Genomic DNA, 26282 nt, shown 5'->3' with positions numbered 1-26282 from the left:
TTTTCACCTCACCTTGCAAAGATATGGCTGCCTATTTGGGTTATAATTGGCCTGTTAAATATCCAATAACTTGTCACTCTCGCAGCGTTGTAATAATACAATGCACCACCAGTAGGGTCCCATCCAGCAATCGCATCTCTTGCCGCCCTTATGCTGTCATTTGTAGGAGGTAGCCACATTTGACCATCATCTACTGCTGAAAAAGCCCCAGGTTGAAATATAACACCTGCTATAGTTTTTGGAAACCTCGGGTCTCTTACTCTATTCATCACCACAGCTCCAACTGCAACTTTTCCAATGTAAGGTTCCCCTCTGGCTTCTCCATTTATAAGCATTGCCAAAAGATAGACATCGTCATTTGTAGTAACAGAAGAAGAAGCGTAATAAGCCGCTAAATCCTGTGCAGTAGTCGTAAAACCTAGAGCTACTTTTGTATCATCATCTACAATGCCAGTAACTCTAAGGCCATTATATGCTTGAAATTTTCGAACTGCCAGCCACGTTCTAACCCCAAAAAATCCATCTACAGCTCCCGTATAATATCCCCAGTCTTTAAGCCGTGCTTGCACTTTGGCAACATCACTACCTGTATTCCCCCAATAAAGGTTAGACATAGCTGTTTTAGTCAAATCATAAGCTGCATACTCAAAAACTGCTGTTATAAAAATGACCAAAACTGTTATTATAATCTTTATGCGGAGAATAAAATCTATTTTCATTTTGAACCTCCTTTTCTTTGGTGTTTGTAAATATTTTTTGTAGTAGTAAAAGTATTATACGCTGTTTTTAATTTAAAAAATTAAAGCGCCCTTTAAGGCGCCATCCATGCCATTTTAAATTTATTATAATACTCTTCTATAATTTCAAGTATTTTAAATTTAACTTTTGGTTTTTCTTCCTCAATAAGTTCCATTTCATCTTGAGAAAGATATTTAGCCACTTCTTCTGCAGTTTGTGTATCTGTAAATCCGTGAGTAACGTCAATAAAGCAAAGGGGAGGAAATATCACACACCACCAATTTTTACCTTCGCCGTTTCCGATAACTACTTTAAGCGCATTATAATTCCCCGCAGGAAGAGTAATAGTTCCATAATACCGTGTAGGAAAATCAAAGGTGCCATAGGCAACTTTCACATCATAATTTTTACCCTCTTTACGAATTACTTCCTCAGCAACCTTTTTAATCTCCTCAATACTTTGTTTTATAATCCTTTCCGAATCTTTTAAATCTTTTACTTTTTCAAATTTAGGCGTTAAATCGACAAGTATAGCATCTCTCACCTTAAGTTTTAATTCCTGGTCTTCTTCGGAATCGCTGTTAGCAATCACATGAAACCTTATTAATTTACGGGATAAGTCTTCTTTTTGCAAATTGGAAGATTTAGCCCCATAAAAATTTACTGCTATAATAATTGCTAATACCAACAACGCAATTAACCGTTTCATGTCTTATCCTCCATTACAAATCTTTAGTCTAACTAAAGTATTGCCAAATATATTAAAAAATATACCCTTCTACCTGAAAAGCCCTATCCTTCGGACATGAGAAGTAACATCTACTTTTATCTCTACTTCCGGGAAAATTTTATCCCAGTCTTTCCCCACCTTTTCCCATAAACTCGGATGATATTTTTCAATATAATCTCCTATACCTAGCATGTCTACTTTCAATTCTTTTTGAAATCTATTTATAGCTTTTTGTGTCATCTTCTTTATTTCGTCACTAGTTTTTCTCTCTATGACGTTTAACAAATCACCTTTCATCATTTCTCCATGCTTTTCAAAAGTATATTCTGTTATATCTCCTTCCACCTCCAGTATAACTCTATAAATAATTTTTCCATTTTCTTCTTTAACAGCTCGCCTTCTAATAACATTTGAAATATTAAAAGGAATTTCTATTCTTTCTTCATCGCCAGGCGTGCTAACAGCAACATCTCCACCTTTTACAAGTCCAGTTAGCAACATATATCCCATGTTTTCATCATCTTCCATCCAACCTGCTAATTTATAATTTTTGATAATAGCAGAACCTGCTATTTTAATTTCATCTTTTCCTGCAATTATTTTTGGAATTATCGCATTACCATTTGTCTCATGAAGAGACTTAGTGATTTTATTATAGTCAATTGTTGGAAATCTTGATGTCCTGTTGTAATGTTTGAATATATCTCGAATATAAGCTCCTGTATTTGGTTCCATCTCATATTTTTTTAGAAGAATATCCTGAGCTTTTTGCGGAGTTACAAGAAGATAAACTTTACGGCTCAATTCATAACTCCTGTCAAGAGAATCTAAAACTTGTTGAAATTTATCCTTGTTTTCCACTACGTCTTTGCCAAAAATAATAGCTTGTGTATGACCTAAATACAACGCTTTATCAATTCTTGTACTTATATGCCTTGATGCAGAAAAAATTGTATCAGCTACTTCAGAAACAGCAAAACTTGGCTTTTCACTTCCTCCTCCACCACCGCTGGTACCTTTTGTTATTTGGGCAGCATTAGGAAATTGAAAAGTCACAACATATCTTTTATTCGAAGAAGATAAATCTATGCCAATTGCCATCACAAAAGCTCTATCTTCTATTTCAATTTTATCCCAACAGCCTGTCAACATGAGAGCAATTAAAACCCATAATATCACTATTTTAAGTTTTCTCTTCATCTTTACCACCTAATCTTTTAACTTTTAAAATGATATACAGCAGTATTGGCAATATAGCAATAAAAAACACTGACATGTACTGGGAAACATAACCCGCATATTTATAAACTGTCACAATAGAATCAGGGATTAAGGATATCAAATATATTATTGGAACTGCCGGCAATACAAAATAAGAATGTTCTCTTGCCTTTAAAAGTTTTGAAAGAATCAAAGTGGCAAAATAGTGAAAAGAATAAATGGTAGTAAAAATGGTGAATGTCCATATTCCCATTATAATTCCCTCTACATTTTCAATGAAAAACACAGGAAAATTAATCGATTTAATGAGGGTCAAAAAAGGCCACAACTGTTCCCTTGTTTCCTTGTATCCAAATATGCCGATTACAAAAAAAGTTATATACATGTAAAACAACATCGTAGAAAACATTGCTGAATTGACACTTCTTTTTAATTTGTCCCTATCAATTACATATGGAAAAAGCAAGTACAATATCTCAAAACCAACAAAACTATATGTAGTCATAAGCATTCCTTTAAAAAACTTAATTAATGAAACTCTCATAAACGGAAGAAAATTGCTTAAGTCTACATCAGTTAAAGCCGGCAAAAAAAGTAATACAAGAGGTATCACCATTATAGGAAACAAAATTTCTGACATTCGTGCAATTGGTTCAAGTCCATATCTTACCAAATAAGCAGAACTAAAAAGCATAGTAAGAATTATAATTTCAATAGGAGTACTAGGTAACAGATATATTTTTAAAACTTCCCCAAAAATTCTTGCATCAAGGCTTACAAACATTACAAAGTAAAACACCAGCACAGCACTTATAACAATAGAAATAGGTCTTGTTATAAGTTTACCGGCATATTCAACAAAAGTTTCTGTAGGAAATTTAGAAGATAAATAAAGTATCAGCCTTGCAAAAAAAAGAGAAGCAATTCCTCCTCCTAAGATAGCTATAAGCCCATTAGGCCCTACCTCTTTTGAAACATCTGCAGGAAGACTTAATATTCCAGCTCCTACCATGGTAGTAAAAAGTATTATAGCAACTTGATTCGCAGAGATTTTGTCATTGTTTTTTATCATTGTTGTCTCTCCTATCATCTTCTATGCTTTCTATTTTTTCTTCTCTTAAATCCTTCATCTTTTTTCTATCAGGGGTATCTAAAATCTCCGGCCTGTTTTTAAAATACATCAAAGGAGCCTTTATCAAAGTATCCGCAAGGTCGCTTATGTCTATTTCCACAAATGGAGAAAGATAAGGAACTCCAAAACTTTTTAAAACAACCAAGTGAGTGAGAACCACCATAAACCCAAGCATTATGCCATATAAGCCAAAGACAGCAGCAAGAAGCATAAATATAAACCTAAGCATTCTAAAAGCAATGGCAGCGCTGTAACTGGGTATTGCAAAAGAAGCTACAGCTGTAACAGCTACTACTATTACCATGAGAGGACTTACAATACCCGCTTCGACAGCAGCTTGCCCTATAATGAGACCACCCACAATGCCAATAGTTTGCCCTATAGGTACAGGAAGCCTAACTCCCGCCTCTCTTAAAAGCTCAAAAGTCGCTTCCATAATTAAAGCTTCAAAAAAAGCAGGAAAGGGAATACCTTGTCGTGTTGCTGCAACATATAAAGTTAATTTAGTCGGTATAAGGCCAGGATGATAAGCCGTAAAAGCTATGTAAACTGCTGGTGAAACCAATGCTACAATTGCTGCAAGAAACCTTAAAATTCTTAAAAGGGAAGATATCATCCACCTTTCATAATAATCTTCAGGCGATTGAAAAAGAGTGGCGAGAGTAGTAGGTATTATGAGAGCAAAAGGAGTATTATCTGTCAAAATTGCCACTCTTCCCTCCAAAAGGGAAGCCGCAACCTTGTCAGGCCTTTCTGTGCTCAAAACTTGAGGAAATGGTGAATGCCAATCCTCTTCAATCAATTGTTCTATGTATCCACTTTCAAACACTCCATCTATTTTTATATTTTTAAGTCTTTTCATCACTTTATCCAACACATTTCTATCAACAATATCCTCGATATAAAGCACTGCTACGTCTGTATGAGTTCTTTCCCCAATCTGTATTTGTTTTATTTTCAAATTAGGGTCCCTTATCCGTCTTCTTACAAGGGCAGTATTTACCCTTATTGTCTCAGTAAAACCTTCCCGGGGACCTCTTATAACTGTCTCTGCTTCAGGAGAAGAAATTGACCTCATTTGCCAACCTTTACTAGAAATAATGACTATTTCAGGTGAGCCTTCAAACAATAATGCAGTGTCTCCACTCAATATTGATAAAATACATTTATCCAAGTCTGTAATCTGTTTTATGTCCCCTCCAGTTATAGTCCCTTTTTTTATAACCTCATATAAATTACCTTTTATCTTCTCAATAGAAGGGGCTGCTTGTCTTGAATCCAAAAGCAAAGAGTGGAGTACATGGTCATTTATGAGGTCTTTGTCTACAAGCCCATCTATAAATACAATTGCAAGATTATATTGCTGGTTTTCCCCCACCCAAATATCTCTATATATTACATCATCACAATCTTTTAATTTATTTTTTATATAATCTAAATTTACCTTAAGACTATTTGAAGCTAGTGTACCATTTTTCGCTTCCTTTTTATCGTTTTTTTTGCCAAATATCTTATCAAAAAATCTCATATTCTCCTCCTTACATAGGAAAAAAGGTTCGTAAAATAATAGCAACTATCCCAATAAAAACATAAAACAATCCAATCCACCTACACAGCTTAGCATCCCTATCCAGTCCTTTTCTCTCTAAAAATTTAGGCTCAATAAAAGCTTCATAAATCCCTACAATGAATACATTAGCAAACATATAAACTGTAAAGTATTGTCTTACAAAATGCAGTAAACTATACATACCATCACCTTCTGAATATATATTTTGCACTCAGAAAAAAAATATACAAAAAAAAATAGGCCTATGCCTATTTTCGACTGAGATATTTAGTTGCCATTACTACATCTTCTTCTTTATCAACATCGTTACCTATCTCTGGATATTCGGATATGATAGCCTTTCCATTTATGTTAAATAACTCTTCTGCTTTTTTCTCAATATGAGAAATTGAAAGTCTTCCTATTAAAAATAAAAATAATATCTTTCCTCCTAATAATTTCCCTAATTTCCATGGTCTTTTTCTATAAGTTATAAATTGTTTCGCATCTTTAATTAATCTATCTATGATTCCAGGATTAACATAAAAAATATTACCACCTGTAAAAACTCCTTCCTTTACCCGTGCATAAGTCCTTTTAGCCTCAGGAAACTTTTTTAAGTTATCTTCTTTTCTAACAATAGGATAACACAAGTCCGCTCCTGTAGCTTCTGACTTTTCAATAAAATCACAAACAGCTTCTTTAGTCAACATAGGAATATCACAAGTAAGAATCAAAACTCTTTTGTCATTTTTAAAAAGTTCTACTCCTTTTAAAACATTATCCATTATATTATCAGCTTGCTCAATGATAACATCTATACCTACTACTTTTTTAAGTTTTTCAGGATCTCCAACTACTGCAATTTTATCTATTTTATCACAACCTCTTAAAGCCTCAATTACATAAGAGATCATATATTTCCCTTTTATTTCTATAAAGGCTTTATCAGGCAACTTATCCTCTTTAGTACTGCCGGCCAAAATTATGGCATTCACCTAACTCACTCCTTGTAACTAAAATACTTTATGTCTTTTACAACCTCTGTCTGGAAATTGCGTATGTGTTTCTCTGCCCATTTTCGTGCAGCATCCGTATCTCTTGCTTCGATAGCCTCTGTAATTTTTTTATGTTCTTGATGTATTTTTTTCGCTTTTTTCTCTTCATTTATATATCTGACTCTAAATCTGTGTACATGTTCTTGTAAATTATTCATTATTTGAATTAATTTGTCATTTCGTGAAGCAGTAAAAATTAAATCATGAAACTCCTTGTCCAATTTTACTAGCCCTTCATTATCACCTTCTTCTATTTTTTTTTGAAATTCTTCTATAATTTTTTTTAATTTATCAATTTCCTCCTCCGTTATTCTTTCAGCAGCTAGGGAAGCAGCTAATCCTTCTAACGAACTTCTTACTTCTAAAACATTCAAAAGGTCCTTTGCATCCAAATCTGCCACATAAGCTCCTTTTCGAGGAATCATAACAACTAGCCCTTCAAGTTCCAATTTTCTAATCGCTTCTCTAACTGGCGTCCGACTTACTCCCAGTTTTTCTGCCAATTGAACTTCCATAAGTCTCTCTCCAGGTCTTAATTTACCTGTAATTATGGCATCTTTCATGTAATCAAAAACTACATCTCTTAACGGTTTGTAATTTTCCAATGGAAAAAACTCATTCATACAATTCTAACCCCTTATCTATAGTTTTTGAAAAAAATACAAAACTGTAAATTCCTTCTAAATTTTTATAGGCTTTTATAAGCTTTTGTAAATCGTCAAAAATTCCATAAACAGTGGGACCACTGCCCGACATAGCACATCCTAAAGCACCTTTTTTAAGCAACTCCTCTTTTATTTGATTAATAACTTCACATTCCCGAGAAGTTACTAATTCTAAATCATTTTTTATATTTTCTGCAATTTTGTATATGTTTCCTTCCTGTATAGCTTGAACTACTGAACAAGTAGCATGATGGCTTTTAAAATTAAGCCTATCCCATTTATCATAAATTTTTTTTGTGAAAATTTCAATATCAGGTTTTACAAGAAGTAAATTCATATGAGGAACATTCAAATCTTCAAAAATTTCCCCTATGCCTTTTGCAAGCTTTGTCCCACCTTCCAGACAGAAAGGAACATCTGCTCCCACTTTCAAAGCAATTTCTTTTTTCTCATCTGCTGACATGTTTAAATTCCATAATTTGTCTAATGCAACAATTGTAGCAGCAGCATCAGCACTTCCCCCAGCAAGGCCGGCAGCTAAAGGGATTTTCTTGTCAAGCCTGACTAACACTCCTTCTTCTATTTGATATTTTTCTTTTAAAAAGTTGATGACCTTTACTATTAAATTATCTTCTCCTTCAGGAACTCGATGGCCACTACAAAAAACCTTGACTATTTCGCTTTTTTCAAACTCTAAAATATCAGCCAAATCAATTGATTGCATCACTGTAGAAATTTCATGATATCCATCTTTTCTCTTACCTAGCACGTCTAAAGACAAATTGATTTTTGCATAGGCCTTTACTTTGATTTTTTTCATTCCTTTATCCTCGCTTTTTCAATAATAATTATAGTTTCATATATTATACATTTATTATACATTATACAATAAAATTTCTGTAAAAAAAATACGCAGTCTCCTGCGTATCATTCTTCCATAGGTATTATTAATTTCATCCCCTCCGAAACTTTCTCTTCTTCTAAACCATTAGCAGAAATTAGCTCTTCAAGGCCTACTCTATACCTTTTAGCTATATCCCACAAGGTTTCGCCTTTTTGAATCATGTAAACAACAATGCTGTGTTTATTATCGCTTTCTCTTGGGGCTTCGATTTCTTTAAGGTCTACAATAGCCTCTATTTCTTTCTCTGCAAGTAAATCAACTGTATTATCAATTGCAAACTTTAACTCAATTTCTTTCATGGCTATTATTTCATAGGAAACATGAGAAATTTTTATATCAACCAGAGTAGGCCCTTTAACTTGACCTATTTCAATAAAAGTCTTAAAAGGATATTCATCTCTATAAGGCTTTACACTACCTTCTTCAGACAAATATAAAATAGTATAATCTAATATTCCTTCTAAAACCAATTTATCTACATCTACACTGTAGTCAGATATAATAGGAATAACCACAACATCTATCAATCTTTTTAAGAGAGAAGGTAATTCTACATTAGTTTTGACTACAAATTGAGATTTATAAGATTGTAATTCCTCTATCAAAGTTAAATTTTCTTTCATGGGTTGAATATAAGCTTTTGTACCATAGGCATCAACAGGAAGCTCTCTATCCTCCGTCTCAAACACTTGAACTTTTACCCTTATTGTGACTTCTATATCTAAAATAGTATTTTCTCCCTTTTCATCCTCCACTGCGGTTGTAATTACCTCCATGAGTTCCTCTTGAGTTTTAGCCGACATATAACTTAAAGCCCCAGGAATATCTACAAAATTTGCATAATTTAAATCTGCTTCTAAATTTCCAAATTCTCCTTCCTGTGAAATATATAAAATATTACATTGTACACTTCCTTGAACTATTACTTTGTTATCAGTGACTTTAATTTCCTCCGGTTTTACTGCCACATCTGTTTTTACGACTTTTTGAATAGGGGCTTCCCCCTCAGGAACTTTTATTTTATCTTTTACAAAGACTTCTACACTATTTTGCCCCACTGTATGCATTAACTTCACTTTTTTCTTTAGGGATTCCACTTTTATCGAATCTTCAGCTCCTATTACTACTTCTTTTTTATCAGATACTACTAACCTACATTGTATCTTTATTACAGCTCTCATACTTATTTTTCTACTGTTTACCAACTTGTAGTCAACATTTTCAACATTTGCAACTAACATACATCTGCTCCTCTTATCAACACCTTCATCCTCAATTACATGTGAATAGTCAATTTCTTTTTCAATCCTTTCAAGCTCTCCATTTTTTTCGCCCAAATACAAAATATCTAATGCTAATTTACCTTCAAACTGAACTTTTCCTTCTGTCACAAAAACTTCATTAATATATGTCCGAGGATTTAATGCCAAAAGTACCAGCACGTCCGGTTCATTCTCAGGAACAATTATATCACTCTCTACCAGAAGTTGAGTATCATATGTACCCGATACAGAATCAAACTCTAAAATATCTTTATACACCTGTGGCATGCTTTTACCTCCTTAAAATAATAGTCCTTCACAATAAGATATGCTAATATAATATATAGTTTTTGAGGTAAAATTATGCCAAAAAAAAATAAGACCGAATATCTTCGGTCATTGAAGACATTGGATTTTTTTGTTCCCTTCCATCACAGTTAATTCTACTGTATCCGTCAAAATATCTGAATAACTGTAAGAAACCCTCCGGGTCGCTCCTTGTCCATCTAATACCACAATAAAAATGCTCGGATATGTCTTTTCTAGTAATCCTTCTTTTATTATGGTCTTTTTTCTGCCACCATTTGTTTTAAGGCGAACTCGAGCACCTATATGTTTATCCAATTGTTTTTTTATTTCATCAAGGGTTGATCTATCTGCCACCACTATCAACTCCTTAGCACATGCTGTGAATATTGTACCACAATTTTCAGACAATGTCAAGGGTATAATATTATATCAGTGCACCTGCCTACTTGTCAATAATGATTTTTATACAAAAAACAAAAAAAAATATGCAAATCTCAGAGATATTTGCATTTAATCAATAATTTTTAGCTTAAGGAGTAAATTAATTTAATATTTGCCTTTTGGAATGCCATATCTAAATTTTCCTATTGTCTGCAATCCTCCAATTCCTGGTGCTCCCGTTATAGTGTTTTCTATTAATTCTTCAATTTTTACAAGCTCATTTATATGGGAAAAAGCTACTTTTTCACTTACCAAGACTGGATCAAGGCAGTGTATTAAAACCCTTTCTGGAGAGCTGGCATAATTAGCTCCCGCCTTTATAAGAGCTTCGTAATTTGATTGACAAGCTCCTGCAAAAATCACTAAATTGTCAAGTGCAGGTTCGTATTTCCTTGCATTTTTAACCGCTTCCACAAAATATTTAGAATTTCTGTAGTTATTTATATCGCCATAATCCCTACTATTGCTTCTTATACTATCATGACCTGTAAGAACCAATATATCCGGCCTATATTTTTCTAAAAGGTCATACACCTTATCTGGTTGTTCTTCTTCCTTTACTACTACTCCTACGACTTCCATACCCACCTTTTTATAGGCATCAAGACATATATTTAAATATTCTTCATCTCCGTCTATGTGAAGGACTTTTCCTGGCCTTCCGTAAGGCTCTTGCCGACTTGCACGTACCATCCCTTTTTTTCGCTGAAGGCTTTTTGAAGAAGCAATTTTTTTTAAAAGGTATTCTGCCTTTTCTCTATAAGGCCTATCATATTCCGCAATTTTGGCGCGAGAAACCTCTATAAGGTCATCTTCTGGTGCATCTGCAATTATTCTCATGTTTAAACCGTGTAAAAGATAATGTCTTACTCCTTTATTATCTATAACATTAATGACTCTAAACAAAATGTCAGAGCCATAAGACTTTCTCATTACAATGTCATTAATGCGAAAAGCCATAAATTAACCCCCCTGCGCAGCTTAATTTATAGTTTATAATATGCAGAGGGGTATATATAGGTGTATATAAATTTATTCTTCCATCTGTTTACCCAAAAAAGCAGCAGCCGTTTCAGCGATTTTTGCTTCAACTTCTGTAACTGCTTCACCGGCTTCTTTAGTAAAAATCACCACACTTCCTATTGTATCTCCTCTTGAAATAATAGGAACTATAACTTGAGATGTAATGTTAAATTCCTGTCCATCTGCTATTTTAATCGGTCCTTTATCTTTCCCTGTTCCAAGCATTATCGTCTTTTTTGCTTCCAAATATTTTTCTAATTCTTGACTTATTGGTTTATCAATTAATTCTTTTTTTGCAACTCCGGAAACAGCTATTACATTATCTGTATCTGTAATACATACAGGGTGTTTGGTAGATTGATATATGCTATCAGCGTATTCTTGCGCAAAATCGCTTAATTCACTTATTGGAGAATATTTCTTTAAAATTATCTCTCCTTCTCTATCTGTAAAAATTTCCAAAGGGTCTCCTTCCTTGATTCTTAATGTTCTTCGGATTTCTTTAGGAATAACAACTCTCCCTAAATCATCTATTCTGCGTACAATTCCTGTAGCCTTCAAAGTAAATACCTCCATTTCCTAAAATTTTTAGCTCAAGATTAGTATTTATATTTTTCCATAAATTTATTCGCAAAAAAAAGACCGGCAACTAAATTGCCGGCTTTTTTATCCTACTGTTACTTTTATGTTTTGAGGAAACTTTTGTATTTTTGCTGCTTTCTCAAGGGCATCATATTTTTCTATAATAACTTGATTTTTCTTATCATCTAACAAATAACTTTCTATAGTATCTTTTACTTCATCAAAAGGTTTTATTATAACACCATCTGACTTTATTATATGGTATCCATAATCAGTCTTAACAGGTTTTGATATTTCACCTTTCTTAAGTGAAAAAACTACTTGGTCAAACTCTGGAACCATAACGCCATGAGGAAATTCTCCCAGATCTCCTCCTTGGTCTTTTGTAGCCGTATCAACAGAATACTCTTTTGCTAATGTAGCAAAATCTTCGCCTTTCATAAGTCGATTGTATATATCTTCTGCTGTTTTTTCATCAACCACTAATATATGACTAGCCTTCACTGTTTCGAATTGCTCTTCATTATCCTCATAATACTTTTTTAACTCTTCTTCTGTAACTTTTACATCTTTTGTATATTCGTCAAAGAGCTTATTTATTAAAAGATAATTTTTCACATCTTCCTTTGTAATATCTTTATTAACTTCTTTTTGTTTTTGATATTCATCCTCTATTTCTTTATCTGTAACTGTAATATTATTTTTTAGAGCTTCTTGCACAAGCAATTTTTCAGCAATTAAACTATCAAGCACATTTTCTTTTACTACATCTAAAAACTTTTTCCCTTGATAATCCTCATCCCATATATCTTTTGTATATTGGGGACTACTTTCAATTTGTGCCTTTACTTGGTCAAAAACTTTTTTATATTCCGCATTAGTTATATTTTCACCGTTGACAACTGCTACCACGTCTTTTTCGGCAGAACACGATACTGTTAAAAATACTATAAAAACGAAAGATAAAAGTAATGCAATTTTCCTCTTCAAAATGACATCCTCCTGACTTTAAAAAGTTTACATGGGCATAATTTAATTATATATCATTTTTATCCTCACTGCAAACTTTTTATTTTTTCTACCAATTCAATAAGTTCTTTTTGCAGAGTCTCTTTTTTATTGAATTTATAAGTGAGGTATGGCTGTACTTGACTTGAAAATACTAAATTCCCTCCATACTCCTTTATTACTTTCTCTATAACCTCCATATTTACCAAATTCATATCATTAAACTTTAAAATAACAGAATTCCCTTTTTCAGTTATTTCGGTAATATTGACTTGAGAGGCAATAGCCTTTAAATAGGCAATTTCCAATAGTGCCTCTACAGGCTTTGGATAATCGCCAAACCTATCTACAAGCTCTTCTGAAATCTCTATCATATCTTCTCTAGATTTTATAGAGGCTATTTTCTTGTACATCTCCAATCTTAAATTTTCGTCTTCAATATAGGAAGAATCAATATAAGCATTGACCTTTATGTCTATTGTGGTAGTAATCTCCTCTTTGGGAGCTTCTCCCTTTAAATTCCGTATAGCCTCCTCTAAAAGTTTTAAATACAAGTCATAACCAATAGCATCAATATGGCCATGTTGTTCTGCTCCTAGGAGATTGCCTGCACCTCTTATCTCCAAATCCCTCATGGCAATTTTAAATCCAGAACCAAATTCAGTAAATTCTTTTATCGCCTCCAACCTTTTTTCCGCCACTTCACTTAAAACTTTATCCTTTCTATAGGTAAAATAGGCATAAGCAAGTCTATTTGACCTACCTACTCTTCCTCTTAATTGATACAATTGGGAAAGCCCTAACTTATCGGCATCATAAACTATAATAGTATTTACATTTGGTATATCAAGCCCTGTCTCAATTATTGTAGTACTTACTAAAACATCGTATTCCCCATTTAGAAAGTCAATCATCACTTTTTCTAATTGACTTTCTTCCATTTGCCCATGAGCCACAGCTACTCTACAACCAGGAACTAAATCTTTTACAAAAGAAGCCATCTTTTCTATGCCATTTACCCTATTGTAAACAAAATAGACTTGTCCCCCTCTTGCAATTTCCCTTAAAATAGCATCTTTTATTAATTCTTCATTAAATTCCACTACATAGGTTTCTACTGGAAATCTGTCTTCAGGAGGATTCTCCAATACACTCATATCCCTTATACCAATCAAGGACATGTGTAAAGTCCTGGGAATAGGAGTTGCTGATAATGTCAAAACGTCTATATTTTCCTTAAGTTTTTTTATTTTTTCTTTATGAACAACTCCAAACCTCTGTTCTTCGTCTATAATTAAAAGTCCTAAATCTTTGAACTTTATATCATTTTGTAAAAGCCTATGAGTACCTACTATAATATCTATATTTCCTTCCGCTAACTCTTTAATTATCTTACTCTGTTCTTTAGGAGTTCTAAAACGGCTGAGCATCTCTATCTTTACAGGAAATTCTTTAAACCTTTCAATAAAATTAGCATAATGTTGATAAGCAAGTATAGTAGTAGGACACAAAAAAGCCACCTGTTTCCCATCAGCCACCGCTTTAAAGGCAGCCCTTAAAGCCACTTCTGTTTTACCATATCCCACATCTCCACAAAGAAGTCTATCCATTGGCCTGTCTTTTTCCATATCCTCTTTAATTTCTTTTATACACCTTAACTGGTCTTCTGTCTCTTCATAGGGAAATTGCTCTTCAAACTCCTTTTGCCATGGAGTATCAGGAGAAAAAGCATGTCCTTTCACCATCTGCCTTTTGGCGTAAAGTTGTATCAAATCCTTAGCAAGGTCTTCCACTGCTTTTTTTGCTTTTCTTTTTGCTTTAAGCCATTCACTACCCCCTAATTTATTTAATTTAGGAGGATTGTCTGTAGGACCCACATATTTTTGCACAAGGTCTAATTGTTCTACTGGTACAAAAAGGGTATCTCCCCCTGCATAAATTATTTTTAAATAATCCCTTACAATTCCATCTACTTTTATCTTTTCTATGCCTTCATACTTTCCTATGCCATAATTTACATGCACAACATATGACCCTATTTCTAATTCAGTAAAGCTCTTTATCTTGTCAGCATTTTTAATTTTTACAGTTCTTTTTCTCCTTTTAGTCTGACCAAAAATTTCTCCATCGCTTATAACAGCAAATTTTGCATCCACATACTCAAATCCCTTGCTAACAGAGGCAGCATATATGACCACTTGCCCTTTTTGTATATCGTATTCACTGTCTTTAATCACTACAGTATCAATATTAAAACTGTCAAGAGTATCTTTTAAAATTCTTGCTCTTTCTTGATTCCCACTTAAAAGCAACACTTTATATCCTGCGTTTTTGTAATACTTCAAATCATCTACTAAAATATCCATATTGCCGTGAAAATGATGCATAGACCTTGATACAAAATTAACAATCGTTTGAGGTTGTAACTCATTGCCTGGCTTTGCTAAAGTATTCATTATGAGTAAAAAATTATTTTTCACTCTTTTTAATATTTCCTCATAATCAAAAAAAAGCTTACTTTGCTCTGGCAAAACCTCTCCTTTTTCTAACAAAGCCTTGAAATTTTCATTAAATTCCATTTGAAGGTTATTTACCCTTTGTTTAATGCGACTGCTTTCATCTAAAATAATAACTGCATCTTCTCCCATATAGTCAACAATAGAATAAACGTCATCATAAAAATAATCTATAAGCTCATAAATATTTTCTACCCTTTTAGATTCCGTAATCTCCTCCATAATTTCTTCAAATTTTTGCTGTAATTTTTCTGCAATACCACTTTTCGGTTTTTTTATTTTTGACAAATAGGAATTTAAATAGTTCGAAACTGCCGAAATCCCCTTTTTGATGTGCTCTGCCTCTGCGATAAACTCTGTAGCTGGAAAAATATTTATTTTATCAATATTTTCTAAAGACCTTTGGGTAATCACATCAAAAGTCCTTATGGAATCTATTTCATCGTCAAAAAGTTCAATCCTATAAGGATATTCTTCCGTAGGAGAAAAAACATCGATTATTCCTCCCCTCACACTAAATTGCCCTTTTCCTTCCACTATTTGAACCCTTTCATACCCCATGGTCACCAAACTTTTTATAACTTCTTCTAAATTTACAGTATCACCTAATTTAAAAACAAACTGATACTTTTTAAACAAATCCATAGGTATGAGCTTGCCTACTGCTGCATCTATAGAAGTAACTACAGCATGGGGACTTTCTTCTGACAATTTTTTAATTACCTGCAATCTCTGAGACACCACTTCTTGACTCGCAGCATCTATTTTATAAAACAAGGCTTCTCTTTTAGGAAATAAAGAAGCATTGCCAAAATTAAAAGAATACAAATCTTCGTATATTTTTCTTGCTTCCACCTCATCAGGAGCAATAACTAACACCTTTTTGTTAAACTTAGTCATTATATAATGGGCAATATGGGCTTTTTGAGAATCTGTAAGCCCATAAGCCAAAACAGGTCCCTTCCTCTGTTGAAGAAATTCTTCTATTGTTTTAATCTCTTTTAATTCTTCTATTTGGCGAGTAAACATGTTCATCACCTCAACATAAGACTATTCCATAAGCCATGTATTAAAGAAGTTACAATAATAGCCAAAAAAATATTTGTTTGCATCACTAATATGTAAGAGGTTATACCAAAAAAGCTGTGGCTTAAGATACTTAAAATAGAAGCCCTTAAATTGATTTTATATGAAGCTTTTATGTAATCATTTACTGCCTCTGCAATTCCAAATATCAAATGAGACAAAAGAATAGAGGAAGTCAAATACCCTGCCACTGTCTTACAAGTTTCTTCAATGGCTGGTACAAGATAAATTATAGCTCTTCTCTTGTATTTAGTTACTGCCATCCTATTTAGAAAATATGCTAAAATTACACCACCAATTCCAGATAATAGCCACATGTATTCATTTTTCTCCTTTATTGCCTTTTTATCAACCGTTAAATTTGCTCATAGCATGTTCTATCCCATTTTCTATAATATCTATCACCGCATCTGCTGCTTTTATAACAGCTTCATCAATTAGTTTTTTCTCTGACTCTTCAAACTTTCCTAATACATGACTTACTAAATCCTTTTGCGGTTTTCCAATTCCTATTCTAACTCGTGGAAATTCTTCGCTATTTAAAAGATATATGATAGAATTCATTCCATTGTGACCGCCTGAACTTCCTTTTTTTCTTATCCTTATTTTGCCCAAATCCAAGTCTTTATCGTCATAAATCACAATTACATTTTCAAGTGGAATTTTATAAAAATTTACAGCATCGTATAAAGCTTCACCACTTGAATTCATAAATGTCTGAGGCTTTAAAAGAATTATTTTCTCTCCTTTAAAATTCCCTTCACCCACAAGGGATTTAAATTTTAATTTTGTGACATTCATACCTAATTTTTTTGCCAATTCATCTATTACCATAAATCCTACATTATGTCTCGTTCCTTCATATTCTCTACCAGGATTTCCTAAACCTGCAATTACGTACATACGACCACCCTTCCTTATCAAATTAATTATACATAATTAAACAAAAAAAAGCTATAGAGTACACAAAATACCGACCAGTAAAATCACTGGCCGGTTTTATTCAAAGTTTGCGCTGCTTTGCAATTTTACAGTAACTGTAAATGTTTTGCTATTTCTCCAAATTGTTACATTTATTACATCTCCAACTTTGTGGTTATTTAATATGCCTTGTAAATCCTCAAAGGAAGTAATGTCTTTACCATCAACCTTTATTATCACATCTCCTGGTTGAATACCAGCTTTTTCCGCTCCACTATTTGGCTGAACTTGAACTACATACACTCCTACGGGCAAATTATATCGGGCTGCATCTTGTTGTGTAATAGTTTGAGCACCTATTCCCATCATAGGCCTTTCTACATAGCCGTGTTTTATTATCTGGTCAATTATAGGTTTTGCCTCGTTTATTGGAATTGCAAAACCCATACCCTCAACAGGAGTTTCTTGGCTCTGGAACATTCCAAAAGGGTCTTGAATACTTGGTCCTATTGAAGTGAGCTTAACACTTGTTATACCTATAACTTCTGCTTTACTGTTCACAAGAGGTCCGCCGCTGTTGCCAGGATTTATAGCTGCATCTGTTTGTATGAGTTTGACAGGCCCATAATCACTTTGGAGATTCCTGTTGAGTCCGCTTATTATACCTGCTGTGACTGTACCTGCAAAGGATTCTCCAAGAGGATTGCCTATAGCAATTGCCAATTCCCCAGGTTGGAGTTTGGAAGAATCTCCTAGTTTTACAATGGGTAAATTAGGAAGGTTTATTTTAAGTACTGCGAGGTCTGTTCTATCATCTTTTCCTACAAGTTTTGCATCAGCACTTCTTCCATCTGAAAGTTTTACTGTGATTTTTGATGCTCCGTCAATTACATGGTTATTTGTGACAATGTATCCATCAGAGCTTATGATAAATCCAGAACCGCTACCTCTAGTTCTATAACCGTAGTTGTAAGCAACACTTGTACTAATTTCTACAACTGCTGGGCTCACTATTTTGTAAATGTTGGGTATCAAATTTAAAATACCGCTTTCGTCTGACGAAGTAGCATCTAGAGGTAAATATCTTGTAACAACTTGTGCTGACGCATCATTTTGGGTTCCATAGTATTTCATTACAGTTCCTGTAATTCCTCCGCCGATTAAAGCTGCCACCAACGCTACTGCGATAAAAGAAGCTAACATTCTCTTTCTGAATCTTTTTACCATCTTCCCCAAACTCTTTTTGTTGTTTCTAAATACCACTTTAGGAATTGGCGCAGTAGTTTCCAACTCCTCTTGCTTTTGTTCCTCTGCTTTTAATATTTCGCTATTTAATTCTTCTGTTTGATATAGCTCTTCTTTTTCATTTTCTTCTGGAGGAACTACATTCTCCGGATCATTTTTTTCAATTTTATCTTCAAAGTCTTTTTCGTAATCCATAATCACTCACTCCTTTTGTTCTTTCTTGCTTTTAATTATAACCCCTTTTTATTAACAAATTATGAACATGATGTAAAGATTTTAAGTAGTTTTTATTAAAAAATTTCCGCGTTGTTTTTTATAAATAAATGTGCGGCCCAAGTATTCACTTGGACCGCTATGATAAGGGAGGTCAAGGAGAGGCATTTGTCGCTCTCAAATATTATTGTATCCCTTATTTATGAATAAAGTGTTAACAAAGTGTAAATATTTTATTGTGATTTTTTAAAATTTTTTCACCGACAAAGTAAAAGTAAATGCTGTACCTTTACCAACTTCACTTTCTACCCATATTTCCTCGTTATGAGCATTTATAATACGCTTTACTATATAAAGCCCAAGGCCTGCTCCATCTTTTCCTCTCGATTTGTCCGCTTTATAAAATCTATCCCATATATGCTCTTGGTCTTCTGGAGAAATACCTATTCCATTATCTTTTATAGTAATGAATACTTTGTCATCTTTTATTTCAGTAAAAATATGAATTATACCCTTTTCTTTAGAAAATTTTATTGCATTGTCTATAAGATTTGTCAAAACTTGTTCTATCTTGTCCTTATCACCTATAACTATTCGTCTGTCTTCTTCAAAATCAACTTTAACGGTTAGATCTTTTTCCACTATTCTTTTTTCAAACTTTATAACGGCCAGTCTTATAAGTTCATTTATATCAAATTCCGTCTTATGCAGTGGAAATTGACCTGACTCAAGTTTAGTCATTTCAAGAAAATCGTCTATGAGCCGAGACATCCTCCGTGTTTCTTTTTGTACTATTTTAAGATAATCGCAAGCTTTTTCCTTTGGAATAGTACCGTCTAATATCCCATCTATATATCCTTGTATAGAGGTCAATGGAGACCTCAATTCGTGAGAAACATTTGCCACAAAATCTTTTCTCATGTTTTCTAATTGTTCTAATTCTTTTGCCATAATATTAAAGGATTTAGCCAAATCCCCTATTTCATCTTCTTCCTTATGTTGTACCCTTGCAGAAAAATTCCCCTTCGCTACCTGCTGAACAGCTAAGCTCATCTCTTTAAGAGGCTGAGATATTTTACTGGAAGTATAAGAAATGAGCACAAAACCTATTATAAGAGCTACTCCTCCAGATAAAAGCATTAAAATAAAGATGTTAATAATAGTTTTATTCATTTCTGTCAAAGGAGCATGCATAAATATAGCACCTTCAATTCGGCCATTTATAACAAGAGGCACTCCTACTGTCAAAACAGGCTGATTGAATTTGCCACCAAAATATCCTTTTTTTACAACAGATTGTCCATCTAAAATGCTTTTTATTTCTTCTTTACTGAGGCTTACTCCTGTCCATGCTTTGCCCTGCTGTTGTGATTGACTGTAAATTAGCCCTTCTTTATCTACGATCCATACAGTAGCATTAATCAATCTAGTAACAACGTTTAGTTCTTGATTCCATTTATCTATGTTTATGTCTCCTACCGCAAATTCATTTAAAATTGCATTTATTTCTTGAGCCTCTTCTAACATTATTTTTTCTTTGTCAGCAAAGTAATAGTTTTGAAACATCAGATAAAACATCCCTGAAAGAATAGACAAAGTAATAAGGATGATAATCATATTGCTTATAAAAAGTTTTTTAAAAAGTCTATTTTTGCTCAAATTTAGTTCACCTCAAATTTATAACCTACACCCCATACGGTGGTAAGTTTCCAATTAGGGCCATCTCCCATTTTCTCTCTAAGCCGCTTTATATGAACATCTACTGTACGACTATCTCCCATATAATCATAACCCCATACATTTTCTAATAGCTGGTCTCTCGTGAAAACCCTGTTAGGATGTGTACATAAGAAATATAAAAGTTCTAACTCTTTGGGAGTTAAATCTACATTTTGCCCTTTATAAACAACTTTATATTCGCTTAAACTTACATAAAGTTCTGGATAAGAAACAGCCTGTTTTTCCTCACTTTCCGGTTCATATCTTCTTAAAACCGCTTTAACTCTTGCTACTAATTCTTTCCCGTCAAATGGCTTTACGATGTAGTCATCAGCGCCAATCTCTAAAGCCAATACCTTATCAAGTGTATCCCCTTTTGCGGTAAGCATTATTATAGGCACCTTTGAAAATTTTCTGACTTCTCTGCAAAGAGCTATACCATCAATTCCTGGCAACATTATGTCAAGTATGACGAGCTTTGGAGGTTTTTCTTGTATTTTCTTTAGTGCGGTTTGCCCATCGTATATCTGCTCTACATCAAAACCCTCTTTTTCAAGGTACAAAGAAACTATTTCACATATATTCTTGTCATCATCCACTACATAAATCTTTCGGTTATCTCCCACAAAATCACCCTCTACTTCAAGTTTCCTTGCTTAAATTATATCATAATAAAATTTTAAATAATATAAAAAAGGCACATAAAGTGCCTATACAAACAATTTACTTACAGACATTCCTTCATGGATTCTCAAAATCGCTTCTGCAAATAAAGGAGCTACAGACCTCACTTTAATTTTGTCAATTTTTTTCTCTTCGGGAAGAGGGATTGTATCGGTTATAACCAATTCTTTTATTGGTGATTCCTTAAGCCTTTCAATCGCAGGGCCTGACAACACCCCATGAGTCGCGCAAGCATAAACTTCAGTAGCACCACTGTCAAGAAGAGCCTCCGCCCCTTGTACCAAAGTACCAGCGGTATCAATAAGGTCATCTACCAAAATAGCCTTTTTCCCTCTTACATCACCTATTATATTCATTATCTCTGCTACATTAGCTTTTGGCCTTCTTTTGTCAATAATAGCAAGAGGAGCATTCAATTTTTCTGCAAAATACCTCGCTCTTGTCACACTGCCATGGTCAGGGGAAACAACTACTACATCATTTCCCAATTCCTTGTCAAGAAAATATTTCGCAAGTATTGGTCCTCCTAAAAGATGGTCTACAGGAATATTAAAATACCCTTGTATTTGTGGAGCATGAAGGTCCATTGTAACAACTCTATGGGCTCCTGCTGCAGTTATAAGGTCAGCTACAAGCTTTGCAGTAATTGGGTCCCTCGCCTTTGCTTTTCTGTCTTGTCTTGCATAACCATAGTAGGGTATAACTGCATTAATTTCAGCCGCAGATGCCCTTTTAAAAGCATCAATCATTATCAATAATTCCATTAAGTTGTTGTTAACAGGCGCACAAGTTGACTGTATTACAAAAACGCTTGCACCTCTTACACTTTCTCCAATCCTTACACTTATCTCTCCATCACTAAAAGTCCCTACTTCTGAATCACAAAGTTTAAGTCCAAGATGTTCTGCTATTTCACTGGCTAACTTAGGATTTGAATTTCCTGAAAAAATTTTTAGAGAACTATTATATCTTACCATTTAATTTAAAGCCTCCCTTTTTTTATTCTTTCCTGTACCCAGCCCTCTTTATTAGTTTGCCTATTTCTGGCTATGGCAAGGGCTCCTTCAGGAACATTCTCTGTTATAGTTGAACCAGCAGCAATATAAGCATTATTTCCAATCTTTACTGGCGCTACAAGATTTACATTACATCCCACGAAAACATTATCTCCTATCACTGTCTTGTACTTTTGTTTACCATCATAATTAACTGTAATAGAGCCACATCCCATATTGACATTTTTACCAACTTCCGCGTCTCCCACATACGTAAGATGAGGAACTTTACTCCCTTCATCAATTATTGACTTCTTTATCTCTACAAAATCCCCTATTTTGACATTACTCTGTATCACAGTTTCTGGCCTTATGTGGGCAAAAGGTCCTATTTTAACATTATTTCCTATTTTTGAAGAGAGTATTACCGAATACGTGACACTACATCCATCACCGATTTCTGAATCAACAATCCTACAATTAGGCCCTATCTCACAATCACTTCCTATTTTCGTTTTCCCTTCTATAACACAACCAGGCAATATTACAGTATCTGCTCCAATCTCCACTTCAGCTCCTATATAAGTGGTATCAGGGTCCACTATTGTTACTCCGTTTTCCATGTGACGATAATTAATCCGCTTTCTCATTATTTTCTCTGCTTCAAAAAGCTGGACCCTTGAATTTACTCCCGTTATCTCCTCTGAAGGTACAGTAAAAGCGCCAATTTTTCCATCCATATCTCTTATAATTTCCACAGCATCCGTCAGATAATATTCACCCTGTGCGTTATTATTGGTTATCCTTCTTAACGCCTTTTTTAGTTTGGCTATATCCATAACGTACATGGCAGAATTTATCTCATGGATGCTTTTTTCTTCTTCCGTCGCATCTTTATCTTCCACAATCTTTATAACGTTTCCACTTTCATCCCTTATTATCCTCCCATAACCTGTAGGGTCTTCTAATACTGAAGACAAAATAGTGACACTGTTATGCTCTTTAATATGAAAATTTATTAATTCTTTTAAGGTATTGGAGGTAATAAGGGGCGTATCTCCAGTCAAAATCAGAACATTACCTTCCTCAGGGAGTAAGTCTTCCGCCATCATCACAGCATGACCTGTGCCTAACTGCACTTCTTGATAAGCATACTTGACTCTTTCTTTTAAAACTTCCTTAACTTCTTCTGCTTTGTGGCCGACTACTACAATTACTTCGTTACTTCCTATTTTTTCCACCGCATCTACTACCCATTCTATCATCGGTTTACCACAAACTTTATGAATCACCTTGGGATGCTTAGATTTCATTCTTTTCCCAAGACCCGCCGCTAAAATAAGCGTCACTAGCCCTTCCAATTTTTCCACACCCTCTATACTAAATTTAATTCTCATACCCTATACTATTTTAACTATAATTGCAGCAAAGTTCAACAAAAAAATAAAAAGGAGACAAGCTCCTTTTTATTCCTTATGTGCAGCTTCTTGTTCTTTTGCTTTTTCATATTCTTTGAGAATAGCGCTTTGTAATTTATTTCTTGTGTCTGAATTTATAGGGTGAGCAATATCTTTAAACTCCCCTTCGGGAGTTTTTCGACTTGGCATAGCAATAAACAACCCATTTTGGCCCTCTATAACCTTTATGTCGTGAACTACAAATTCATTGTCAAAGGTTACAGAAACTACAGCCTTCATTTTGCCTTCCTCATTAAGTTTTCTCACCCTTACGTCTGTAATTTCCATAAGCTCACCACCTTCCTGAAGTTAAACCCTAAGTTAGCATTTGCGGAACTACTCTTACACTAATAAATATTCGCCATAAAATCAAAATTTCCTTCAGGAAAAACTAAAATTCCGAAAAATTTTTAAAAAATTTTATTCATTTTAATCCTTCAATATCCAATCACTTATTTCAATGTCAATTATATTTTTCTCTTCCTCCATATTTTTTAACACGAAAACCGAAATGTAATTATCTACCAGCTTATTCTCCGGTTTTTCCGTCGAAATCATAACTCCTGCACCAACCACTTCAGCGTCAAATTCCTCCATAAGTTCCATCATACCTTTAATCGTCCCACCTGCTTTCATAAAGTCATCTATCAATAATACTTTAGAACCTTTCTGTAAAGACCTTCTAGCCAAAGACATAGATCGTATGTGTCTTTGAGACCCAGAAATATAATTAATAGAAACAAAAGAGCCTTCTGTAACTCTGCTATCTTTTCTAATTATTACAAGTGGAACATTAAGCGTCCTTGCGCACATCAAGGCAATAGGTATACCCTTGGTCTCCACAGTAACAATCGCGTCAACGTTTTTATCCAAAAAAGGAAGCACTAAAATTTCACCAATTTTTGTTACAATATTGGGAGAATAAATCAAATCAGCAGTATACAGAAAACCTCCGGGAATTATTCTAGAGGGGTCTTTTAATTTTTCCTTTATTTCTCGTACAAAGGGCAAATAACTTTTAATATTAGCTATAGGAATGTATTTTACTCCACCACCAGCTCCAGGTAATGTAATTAATTTGCCAAAACTAAATTTTTCTATCACATTCTTTAAAATATCGATATCTTCCGAGGCAGTAGATTTAGCTATACCAAAAAAATTCACAAAATATTCTAAATTTATGAGGGTATTAGGATTTTCACTAAATATCTTAACGATTGCTGCCAATCGTTCATACCGTTTGTACTTATCCATAAAAAATAACCTCCGCACATACAAACTTTTATACCAAAATTATATTTAAAAGTTCACTTTTCTGCAACATGTGATATAATTTTTTTATAAATATAGTTGCTTTTGACAAGCTTTAATCATATTTTAACCATGAAAAGGCAATAATAACAATAGGAACTGAGAGGAGCGTAAACTATGGATATAAATCTTGAAAACTTTAAAAGAGTGCATTTTATAGGAATTGGCGGTATAAGTATGAGCGGTTTAGCTCATATACTTTTGAATAACGGCCATATAGTAACAGGCTCAGATATAAAAAATTCTCATATAATCGAAAGGTTAAGACAAGAAGGAGCAGTTATAACAATACCTCACAATGAAAATAGTGTCATAGGTGCTGATTTAGTAGTGTATACAGCTGCTATCCATGAAGATAATCCTGAATATCAAAAGGCTAAAGAATTAAATATACCTACTATAGATAGAGCTACCCTTTTAGGTCTCATTATGAAAAAATACAAATACGGCATTGCTGTTGCAGGAAGTCATGGAAAGACAACTACTACTTCTTTAATATCTGTAATACTCGATGGTATGGGATTTGACCCAACAGTTTTAGTAGGAGGAGAAGTAGATGTAATAGGAGGAAATGTGAAAGTTGGAAACAGTGAATATTTTGTCACAGAAGCTTGTGAATATACAGATAGTTTTCTAAAGTTTTATCCTTACATAGCTGTTATACTAAATGTCGATTCAGATCACTTAGATTACTTCAAAAATATTGACAACATAAAGCAGTCTTTTAGGCAATTTGCTAATTTAGTTCCACCAGATGGATTTGTGGTAGCATGCAAAGATGATGCAAACACCATGTATGTTGTAAATGGGCTAAATAAAAACATTGTAACCTATGGTATTTACCAAGATAGTGATTGGAAAGCAAAAAGCATAAGTTTTGATGATAAAGGTTGTGCAATTTTTGATGTTTATTATAAAGAGGAATATATGGGCAATTTTAAATTATCAATACCCGGAAAACACAATGTTTACAACGCCTTAGCTGCTTTGGCAGTAAGTCACCTTGTAGGAATCGACATAAAAAAAGCTTCTCATTATTTAACTGAGTTCAAAGGCACTCATAGAAGATTCGAAGTAAAAGGAATAGTTGACGGCATAACAATTGTGGATGACTATGCTCATCACCCTGCTGAAATTAAAGCAACTTTAGAAGCAGCAAAAAATTATCCTCATAAAAGAATTATTTGTATATTCCAGCCACATACTTACTCAAGAACTAAATCTTTGCTTAATGATTTTGCAGAGTCCTTTGACAATGCGGATAAAATAATAATAGCTGACATATACGCCGCAAGAGAGAAAGATACAGGAATTGTTTCTTCTAAAGATTTAGTGGAACTAATCTCTCAAAGAGGAAAGGATGTTTTGTACTTAAAAGACTTTGACTCTATAGTGGAGTATTTAAATAAAAATGCAAAAGCAGGCGATTTAGTATTAACAGTTGGAGCAGGAAATATCTACGAAGTAGGAGAAATGTTTTTAAAAGGCCATAAAAAAGCTGTAGGAATGTAAA

The 26282-nt window shown here is 33.8% G+C and carries 25 protein-coding genes; 1 reads left to right on the top strand and 24 read right to left on the bottom strand.

What is annotated here, in order from left to right; all coding sequences use genetic code 11:
• Positions 1 to 8: 8 nt before the first annotated feature.
• The 24 genes from sleB to purR all read right to left on the bottom strand — a co-directional run bounded on the left by sleB (position 9) and on the right by purR (position 24712).
• The gene (gene sleB / locus TETH514_RS03090; RefSeq protein WP_003867627.1) at positions 9 to 719 is read right to left on the bottom strand and encodes a spore cortex-lytic enzyme; all 711 of its coding nucleotides are present in this window, start codon (positions 717 to 719) and stop codon (positions 9 to 11) included.
• Positions 720 to 811: 92 nt separating this feature from the next.
• The gene (gene spoIIR / locus TETH514_RS03085; protein ID WP_009052133.1) at positions 812 to 1447 is read right to left on the bottom strand and encodes a stage II sporulation protein R; all 636 of its coding nucleotides are present in this window, start codon (positions 1445 to 1447) and stop codon (positions 812 to 814) included.
• 69 nt (positions 1448 to 1516) lie between these two features.
• Positions 1517 to 2668, bottom strand: a complete 1152-nt coding sequence (locus tag TETH514_RS03080; protein WP_009052132.1) for a Ger(x)C family spore germination protein — start codon at positions 2666 to 2668, stop codon at positions 1517 to 1519.
• Positions 2652 to 3761: an endospore germination permease gene (locus TETH514_RS03075; protein ID WP_003867624.1), complete on the bottom strand. Its 1110-nt coding sequence runs from the start codon at positions 3759 to 3761 to the stop codon at positions 2652 to 2654. Before TETH514_RS03075 ends, TETH514_RS03080 begins: the two co-directional genes overlap by 17 nt.
• The gene (locus tag TETH514_RS03070; protein WP_009052131.1) at positions 3745 to 5349 is read right to left on the bottom strand and encodes a spore germination protein; all 1605 of its coding nucleotides are present in this window, start codon (positions 5347 to 5349) and stop codon (positions 3745 to 3747) included. The genes TETH514_RS03075 and TETH514_RS03070 overlap by 17 nt, the downstream gene beginning before the upstream one ends.
• Before the next feature lie 10 nt (positions 5350 to 5359).
• A complete protein-coding gene (locus TETH514_RS03065; RefSeq protein ID WP_003867622.1) occupies positions 5360 to 5572 on the bottom strand; it encodes a CLC_0170 family protein in 213 nt (70 codons plus the stop codon).
• Between the two features lie 67 nt (positions 5573 to 5639).
• Entirely contained in the window at positions 5640 to 6368 is a 729-nt protein-coding gene (locus TETH514_RS03060) for a nucleotidyltransferase family protein (RefSeq protein WP_003867621.1), read from the bottom strand.
• 5 nt (positions 6369 to 6373) lie between these two features.
• Positions 6374 to 7051 (bottom strand): GntR family transcriptional regulator, encoded by a 678-nt coding sequence (locus TETH514_RS03055; RefSeq protein ID WP_009052130.1) that lies wholly within the window; start codon positions 7049 to 7051, stop codon positions 6374 to 6376.
• Positions 7044 to 7913, bottom strand: a complete 870-nt coding sequence (ispE, locus tag TETH514_RS03050) for a 4-(cytidine 5'-diphospho)-2-C-methyl-D-erythritol kinase (RefSeq protein ID WP_009052129.1) — start codon at positions 7911 to 7913, stop codon at positions 7044 to 7046. Before ispE ends, TETH514_RS03055 begins: the two co-directional genes overlap by 8 nt.
• A gap of 107 nt (positions 7914 to 8020) precedes the next feature.
• Complete coding sequence (locus tag TETH514_RS03045; RefSeq protein WP_009052128.1) at positions 8021 to 9547, bottom strand: SPOCS domain-containing protein; 1527 nt, start codon at positions 9545 to 9547, stop codon at positions 8021 to 8023.
• A 108-nt stretch (positions 9548 to 9655) separates the two neighbouring features.
• Positions 9656 to 9925 carry a Veg family protein gene (locus TETH514_RS03040; RefSeq protein WP_003867615.1) on the bottom strand — a complete coding sequence of 90 codons (270 nt, stop codon included), beginning with the start codon at positions 9923 to 9925 and terminating at the stop codon, positions 9656 to 9658.
• Positions 9926 to 10114: 189 nt separating this feature from the next.
• A complete protein-coding gene (gene yabG / locus TETH514_RS03035) occupies positions 10115 to 10969 on the bottom strand; it encodes a sporulation peptidase YabG (RefSeq protein ID WP_009052127.1) in 855 nt (284 codons plus the stop codon).
• A 72-nt stretch (positions 10970 to 11041) separates the two neighbouring features.
• Positions 11042 to 11593, bottom strand: coding sequence for a stage V sporulation protein T (spoVT, locus tag TETH514_RS03030; RefSeq protein ID WP_003867613.1), 552 nt, complete (start codon positions 11591 to 11593; stop codon positions 11042 to 11044).
• Between the two features lie 105 nt (positions 11594 to 11698).
• Complete coding sequence (locus TETH514_RS03025; RefSeq protein ID WP_009052126.1) at positions 11699 to 12604, bottom strand: peptidylprolyl isomerase; 906 nt, start codon at positions 12602 to 12604, stop codon at positions 11699 to 11701.
• A gap of 65 nt (positions 12605 to 12669) precedes the next feature.
• The gene (mfd, locus tag TETH514_RS03020; protein ID WP_009052125.1) at positions 12670 to 16167 is read right to left on the bottom strand and encodes a transcription-repair coupling factor; all 3498 of its coding nucleotides are present in this window, start codon (positions 16165 to 16167) and stop codon (positions 12670 to 12672) included.
• Between the two features lie 5 nt (positions 16168 to 16172).
• A complete protein-coding gene (locus TETH514_RS03015) occupies positions 16173 to 16541 on the bottom strand; it encodes a hypothetical protein (RefSeq protein ID WP_003867609.1) in 369 nt (122 codons plus the stop codon).
• Positions 16542 to 16572: 31 nt separating this feature from the next.
• Positions 16573 to 17127: an aminoacyl-tRNA hydrolase gene (gene pth, locus TETH514_RS03010; RefSeq protein WP_009052124.1), complete on the bottom strand. Its 555-nt coding sequence runs from the start codon at positions 17125 to 17127 to the stop codon at positions 16573 to 16575.
• A 96-nt stretch (positions 17128 to 17223) separates the two neighbouring features.
• On the bottom strand, positions 17224 to 18585 hold the full coding sequence (locus TETH514_RS03005; protein ID WP_009052123.1) for a S1C family serine protease: 1362 nt from the start codon (positions 18583 to 18585) through the stop codon (positions 17224 to 17226).
• Positions 18586 to 18849: 264 nt separating this feature from the next.
• Positions 18850 to 20262, bottom strand: coding sequence for a cell wall metabolism sensor histidine kinase WalK (locus TETH514_RS03000; protein ID WP_003867605.1), 1413 nt, complete (start codon positions 20260 to 20262; stop codon positions 18850 to 18852).
• Positions 20263 to 20264: 2 nt separating this feature from the next.
• Positions 20265 to 20948, bottom strand: a complete 684-nt coding sequence (locus tag TETH514_RS02995) for a response regulator transcription factor (protein WP_003867604.1) — start codon at positions 20946 to 20948, stop codon at positions 20265 to 20267.
• 84 nt (positions 20949 to 21032) lie between these two features.
• Entirely contained in the window at positions 21033 to 21983 is a 951-nt protein-coding gene (locus TETH514_RS02990; RefSeq protein ID WP_003867603.1) for a ribose-phosphate diphosphokinase, read from the bottom strand.
• Positions 21984 to 21988: 5 nt separating this feature from the next.
• On the bottom strand, positions 21989 to 23362 hold the full coding sequence (gene glmU / locus TETH514_RS02985; RefSeq protein WP_038016332.1) for a bifunctional UDP-N-acetylglucosamine diphosphorylase/glucosamine-1-phosphate N-acetyltransferase GlmU: 1374 nt from the start codon (positions 23360 to 23362) through the stop codon (positions 21989 to 21991).
• Positions 23363 to 23467: 105 nt separating this feature from the next.
• Positions 23468 to 23746, bottom strand: a complete 279-nt coding sequence (gene spoVG / locus TETH514_RS02980; protein WP_003867601.1) for a septation regulator SpoVG — start codon at positions 23744 to 23746, stop codon at positions 23468 to 23470.
• Between the two features lie 141 nt (positions 23747 to 23887).
• Positions 23888 to 24712, bottom strand: a complete 825-nt coding sequence (gene purR, locus TETH514_RS02975) for a pur operon repressor (protein ID WP_003867600.1) — start codon at positions 24710 to 24712, stop codon at positions 23888 to 23890.
• A 174-nt stretch (positions 24713 to 24886) separates the two neighbouring features.
• Between purR and murC the strand changes: the two genes are divergently transcribed.
• Positions 24887 to 26281: a UDP-N-acetylmuramate--L-alanine ligase gene (gene murC / locus TETH514_RS02970; protein WP_009052122.1), complete on the top strand. Its 1395-nt coding sequence runs from the start codon at positions 24887 to 24889 to the stop codon at positions 26279 to 26281.
• Position 26282: the final 1 nt, after the last annotated feature.

The sequence above is a fragment of the Thermoanaerobacter sp. X514 genome (genome assembly GCF_000019065.1).
In the GTDB taxonomy this organism is placed as follows: domain Bacteria; phylum Bacillota; class Thermoanaerobacteria; order Thermoanaerobacterales; family Thermoanaerobacteraceae; genus Thermoanaerobacter; species Thermoanaerobacter pseudethanolicus.
Note: the sequence above shows the minus strand (reverse complement) of the source record. Positions and strands in the feature narration are given on the sequence as shown.